At 74.9% G+C, this 5903-nt stretch carries 1 pseudogene; it reads right to left on the bottom strand.

Going from position 1 to position 5903, the window contains the following annotated elements:
- Window positions 1-5903 (bottom strand): annotated as a pseudogene (locus IEJ02_RS47255) (type I polyketide synthase); the annotation flags it as partial.

Below are 5903 nucleotides of genomic sequence, written 5' to 3'. Positions count from 1 at the left end.
CGCCTCACGCGGCGAGATCCCGAAGAACGCCGCGTCGAAGTCCCCGGCGTCCGCCAGGAATCCGCCCTCGCGGACATAGGTGGTGTGGTCGGTGGCCGAGTCCGGGTCGTACAGCGCCTCCAGGTCCCAGCCGCGGTCGGCCGGGAAGCCCGTCACCGCGTCCTGCCCGGAGACCAGCAGCCGCCACAGCTCCTCCGGCGACCGCACACCACCCGGGAAGCGGCAGCTCATCCCGACGATCGCGATCGGATCGTCGGCGACGGCCACCGCCGTGGACGGCACACCGGCCACCGGCTCGGCCGCGCTCTCCTCGCCCAGGATCTCCGTACGGAGGTGGGCGGCGAGCGCCGAGGACGACGGGTAGTCGTACACCAGGGTGGGCGGCAGCCGCAGCCCGGTCACGGTGTTCAGCCGGTTGCGCAGCTCCACCGCCGTCAGCGAGTCGAAGCCCAGGTCCCGGAAGGCCCGGTCCGCCTCGACGGCCTCCGCGTCGGAGTGGCCCAGCACCTCGGCCACGGCCGAACGCACCAGCTCCAGCAGCATCCGCTCGCGCTCCGCCGCCGGGACACCCGCGAGCCGCTGGGCCGGCGAGGACTCGTCCGCGCCGCCACCGGCCGTACGGGCCGTCCGGCCGCCCTCGGCCTCCAGCGCCGTACGCGCCTCGGGCAGCTCCCGCAGCAGCGGGCTCGGCCGGGAGGCGGTGAAGCCGGGGGCCAGCCGCTCCCAGTCGATGTCCGCGACCGTCACCGCGGTCTCGTCCAGGTCCAAGGCGCGCTGTAGCGCGGCGATGGCCAGGTCCGCCGCCATCGGCGGCACACCAGCGCGGCGCATGCGCTGCTCCAGCGCCTCGTCCGCGGCCATCCCGCCCTCGGCCCACGGGCCCCAGGCCACCGAGGTGGCGGGCAGGCCCTCGGCCCGGCGGCGCTCGGCGAGCGCGTCCAGGAAGGCGTTCGCGGCCGCGTAGTTGGCCTGACCGGCGGCGCCGATCGAGCCCGCGAACGAGGAGAACAGGACGAAGGCCGTCAGGTCCAGGTCCCGCGTCAGCTCGTGCAGATTGGCCGCGGCGTCGGCCTTGGCGCGCAGGACGGANCGTGCAGATTGGCCGCGGCGTCGGCCTTGGCGCGCAGGACGGAGGCGAAGCGCTCGGGGGTCAGCGACTCCAGAACACCGTCGTCCAGCACCCCGGCCGCGTGCACCACCGCCGTCAGCGGCAGTTCGGCCGGGAGCCCGGCCACCAGCGCGGCCAGCGCCTCGCGGTCGGCGGCGTCGCAGGCGGCGACGGTGACCCGGGCGCCCGAGGCGGCGAGTTCGTCGCGCAGCTCGGCCGCGCCGGGGGCGTCGAGGCCACGGCGGCTGGTGAGCACCACGTGCTCGGCGCCCTTGGCGATCAGCCAGCGGGCCACATGCGCGCCCAGCGCGCCCGTACCGCCGGTCACCAGCACCGAACCCGCGCCCGGCCGCCAGTCGCGGCCACGCTCGGTCGTGGCGGCGGACTTGGCGGCGGTCGTGGCGGCGGACTTGGCGACGGTCTCGGCGGCCCGGGTCAGCCGGCGGCCGAAGACACCGGAGGCGCGCACCGCCACCTGGTCCTCGCCCTCGCCACCGGCCAGCACGCCCGCGAGCCGCGACAGCGCACGGTCGTCCGCCGTCTCCGGCAGATCGACCAGACCGCCCCACCGCTCGGCCAGTTCCAGGGCCGCGACCCGGCCCAGGCCCCAGACCCGCGCCTGCCACGGGTCCACCGGACGGTCCGCCCGGCCGGTCGAGATCGCGCCGCGCGTGGCGACCCACAGCGGCGCGTCCACGGCCAGATCGCCCAGCGCCTGCGCCAGGGCGGCCGTGCGGAGCAGCCCGTCGGCGCCCTCCGTCAGGGACGGCAGCGCGAACACACCGGCCACCGGGGCGTCGGCGACCGCCTCGCGCAGCAACTCGGCCATGCCCGTACGGTCCTCGGCGGTCAGCTCGACCGTCCGCACCTCGGCGCCGCGCGCGGAGAGCGTCCGTACGACACCCTCGGCCAGGGCGCCGTGCGCCGTTTGGGCCATCCCGTCGGCCGGGGTGTCGGCCGGGGCGATGGCCGGGGCGACGACCAGCCAGCGGCCGGTCAGCGTTCCCTCGGCGCGGGCGGCCACCGGCTTCCAGGTCACCCGGTAGCGCCAGGCGTCCACGGTGGACCGCTCGCCCTGGCGGCGCCGCCACGAGGACAGCATCGGCAGAACGGCGCCCAGCGAGGAGAGCGCGTCGGCGTCCGCGGCTTCGGACTGGAGCGTCCCGGCCAGTGCCTCCAAGTCCTCGCGCTCGACGGCCTCCCAGAACCGCGCGTCCACGGAATCCATGGCCGCGACGGCCTCGCGGACCTCCTCCGGGTTCTCGACCCAGAAGCGCTGCCGCTGGAAGGCGTAGGTCGGCAGCTCGACCGTACGGGCTCCCGTACCGGCGAAGAACGCCGCCCAGTCCAGGGTCAGCCCCCGGGTGTGCAGCGCGGCGAGCGCCGCCGTGAGCGCCACCGGCTCGGTACGCCCCTTGCGGAGCGCCGGGACGAAGGCGGCGGCATCGCCGGACACGCACTCCTGGGCCATGGCGGTGAGCACACCGTCGGGGCCCAGCTCGACGTAGGTGGTGACGCCCTGGGCCTCCATCGTCCGGACGCCATCGAGGAAGCGGACGGCCTCGCGGACGTGGCGGACCCAGAAGTCCGGGCTGGTGATCTCCTCGGCGGACACCACGCCACCGGTGAGGTTGGAGACGATCGGGATGCGCGGGGCCGCGTAGGTCAGCCCCTCGGCCACCTCACGGAACGCCTCCAACATCCCGTCCATACGCGGCGAGTGGAACGCGTGGCTGACCGTGAGCCGCTTGGTCTTACGGCCCTGCGCCTCGAAACCAGCCGCGATCTCCGCGGCCGCGTCCTCGTCACCGGCGATGACGACGGAGGTGGGCCCGTTGAGCGCGGCGATGCTGACGCGCTGGGTGAGCAACGGCGTCACCTCGTCCTCCGACGCCTGCACCGCGATCATCGCGCCACCAGCGGGGAGCTCCTGCATCAACCGCCCACGCGCCGCCACCAACTTCGCCGCGTCCGCGAGCGAGAGCACACCCGCCACATGCGCGGCGGCCAGCTCACCGATCGAATGCCCGGAGAGGAAGTCCGCCCGCAGCCCCCACGCCTCCACGAGCCTGAACAGCGCGACCTCGACCGCGAACAGCGCGGGCTGAGTGAACCCGGTCTGGTCCAGCGCTTCGGGATCGTCCCCGAACAGCACCGTCTTCAACGGCCGTTCCAGGTGGGCGTCCAGCGCGTCGCAGATCGCGTCGAACGCCTCCGCGAACGCCGGGTAGGCGTCGTACAGCTCACGCCCCATCCCCAGCCGCTGGCTGCCCTGGCCGGTGAACAGGAAGGCCACCTTGCCGCCCTCGGCCACCGTCCCCTGGATCAGCCCGGCCGCCGACTCGCCACGTGCGAGCGCCTCCAGGCCGGACAGCAGCCCGTCCCGGTCCTCGCCGATGACCACCGCGCGCCGCTCCAGCGCGGCCCGGCCCGTCGCCAGCGAGTGGCCGACGTCCGTGGTGTCCAGCTCGGGGTGGGTGGTGAGGTGGGCGATGAGCCGTTCGGCCTGGCCGCGCAGGGCGGCCTCGGACTTGCCCGAGAGCACCCACGGCACCGTCGGCAGCTCCGCCACCGGACGACCGGTCGCGGAGGTTTCCTCGGGGCCGGGGGCCGGGGGCTGCTCCAGGATGGTGTGGGCGTTCGTACCGCTCACACCGAACGACGAGACGGCCGCCCGGCGCGGCCGGCCGAGCTCCGGCCACGGCCGGGCCTCGGTCAGCAGCTCGAGATCGCCCGCCGCCCAGTCCACATGCGGGGTGGGCTCGTCGATGTGCAGCGTCCGCGGAAGCACCCCGTGCCGCATCGCCATGATCATCTTGATGATGCCCGCGACACCCGCGGCGGCCTGGGTGTGGCCGATGTTGGACTTCAGCGAGCCGAGCCACAGCGGCTGCCCCTCCGGCCGGTCGCGGCCGTAGGTGGCGAGCAGGGCCTGGGCCTCGATCGGGTCGCCCAGCGTGGTTCCCGTGCCGTGTGCCTCCACCACATCGACATCGGCGGGAGTGAGCCGGGCGCTGGTGAGCGCGTCGCGGATGACGCGCTGCTGGGACGGGCCGTTGGGCGCCGTCAGACCGTTGGAGGCGCCGTCCTGGTTGATGGCGGAGCCGCGCACGATCGCCAGCACGCGGTGGCCGTTGCGCCGCGCGTCCGACAGCCGCTCGACGAGCAGCATGCCCGCGCCCTCGGCCCAGCCGGTGCCGTCCGCCGACGCCGCGAAGGACTTGCAGCGGCCGTCGGTGGACAGCCCCTGCTGGCGGCTGAAGTCGATGAACGTGTCCGGGGTGGCCATGACGGTCACGCCACCGGCCAGCGCCATCGTGCACTCGCCGTTGCGCAGCGCCTGCGCCGCCAGGTGCAGCGCCACCAGCGACGACGAACACGCCGTGTCGATGGTGACCGCCGGGCCCTCCAGGCCGAAGGTGTACGCCACCCGGCCCGAGGCGATGCTGCCCGCGCCGCCCGTGCCGAGGTAGCCCTCCAGCCCCTCGGGGACGGCGGTCAGCCGGGTCAGATAGTCGTGGTACATGACGCCCGCGAAGACGCCGGTCTTGCTGCCGCGCACGGCCGCCGGGTCGATCCCGGCCCGCTCGAACGCCTCCCACGATGTCTCCAGCAGCAGCCGCTGCTGCGGGTCCATCGCCAGCGCCTCACGCGGCGAGATCCCGAAGAAGTCCGGGTCGAAGTCGGCCGCGTCGTGCAGGAAGCCGCCCTCGCGGGTGTAGCTGGTGCCCACCTGGTCGGGGTCGTCGCTGTAGAGCGCGTCGAGGTCCCAGCCACGGTCGACGGGGAAGTCGGAGATGGCATCGGTGGCGCCGATGACGAGCTGCCACAGCTCCTCGGGGGTGGTGACCCCGCCGGGGTAGCGGCAGCTCATGCCGACGATGGCGATCGGCTCGTCCTCGGTGACGGCCGCCACCGGGACCGGCGTGCGCACCTCCGCCGACTCCTCGCCCACCAGCTCGGTCCGCAGATGGCGGGCCAGGACCTGCGGGTCCGGGTAGTCGAAGATGAGCGTCGCGGGCAGCCTCAGCCCGGTCACGGTGTTGAGCTGGTTGCGCAGCTCCACCGCCGTCAGCGAGTCGAAGCCCAGGTCCTTGAACGCCCGCCCGGAGCCGATGGTCTCCGCGCCCGCGTAGCCGAGCACGGTGGCCACCTGCGCCCGGACCAGGTCCAGCAGCAGCCGCTCCTGCTCCGCCGTGCTCAGCCCGGCGAGCCGCCCGGCCAGGCCGGACTCGCCGCCCGCCGCGGCCGCGTCCACCGCGCGCCGCGCCGGGGCCCGCACCAGGCCGCGCAGCAGCGGCGAGACGGCGGGCTGGTTGCGCAGCGCCGCGAGGTCCAGGCGCATCGGCACCAGCGATGCCTCGTCGACGGTCAGCGCCGCGTCGAAGAGCCGCAGCCCCTCCGCCACCGGCAGCGGGGGCACTCCGGCCCGCCGCATCCGGGTGATGTCGGCCTCGTCCAGGGTGTCGCCCATGCCGCCACCGGCCCACAGGCCCCACGCCAGCGCGGTGGCCGGCAGGCCCTGGGCGGCGCGGAGCTGGGCGAGGGCGTCCAGGAAGACGTTGGCGGCGGCGTAGTTGCCCTGGCCCGGGCCGCCGAACACACCGGCGGCCGAGGAGAACAGGAGGAACGCCGACAGGTCGAGGTCCCGGGTGAGCTCATGCAGGTTCCAGGCCGCGTCCACCTTCGGGCGCAGGACGTGGGCCATGCGCTCGGGGGTGAGCGAGCCGATCACACCGTCGTCCAGCACGCCTGCGGTGTGGACGACGGCGGTCAGCGGGTGCTCCGCCGGAAC

Source organism: Streptomyces sp. 5-10, assembly GCF_014712245.1.
Taxonomy (GTDB): Bacteria; Actinomycetota; Actinomycetes; order Streptomycetales; family Streptomycetaceae; genus Streptomyces; species Streptomyces violaceusniger.
This window is presented reverse-complemented; position numbering and strand designations above follow the sequence as displayed.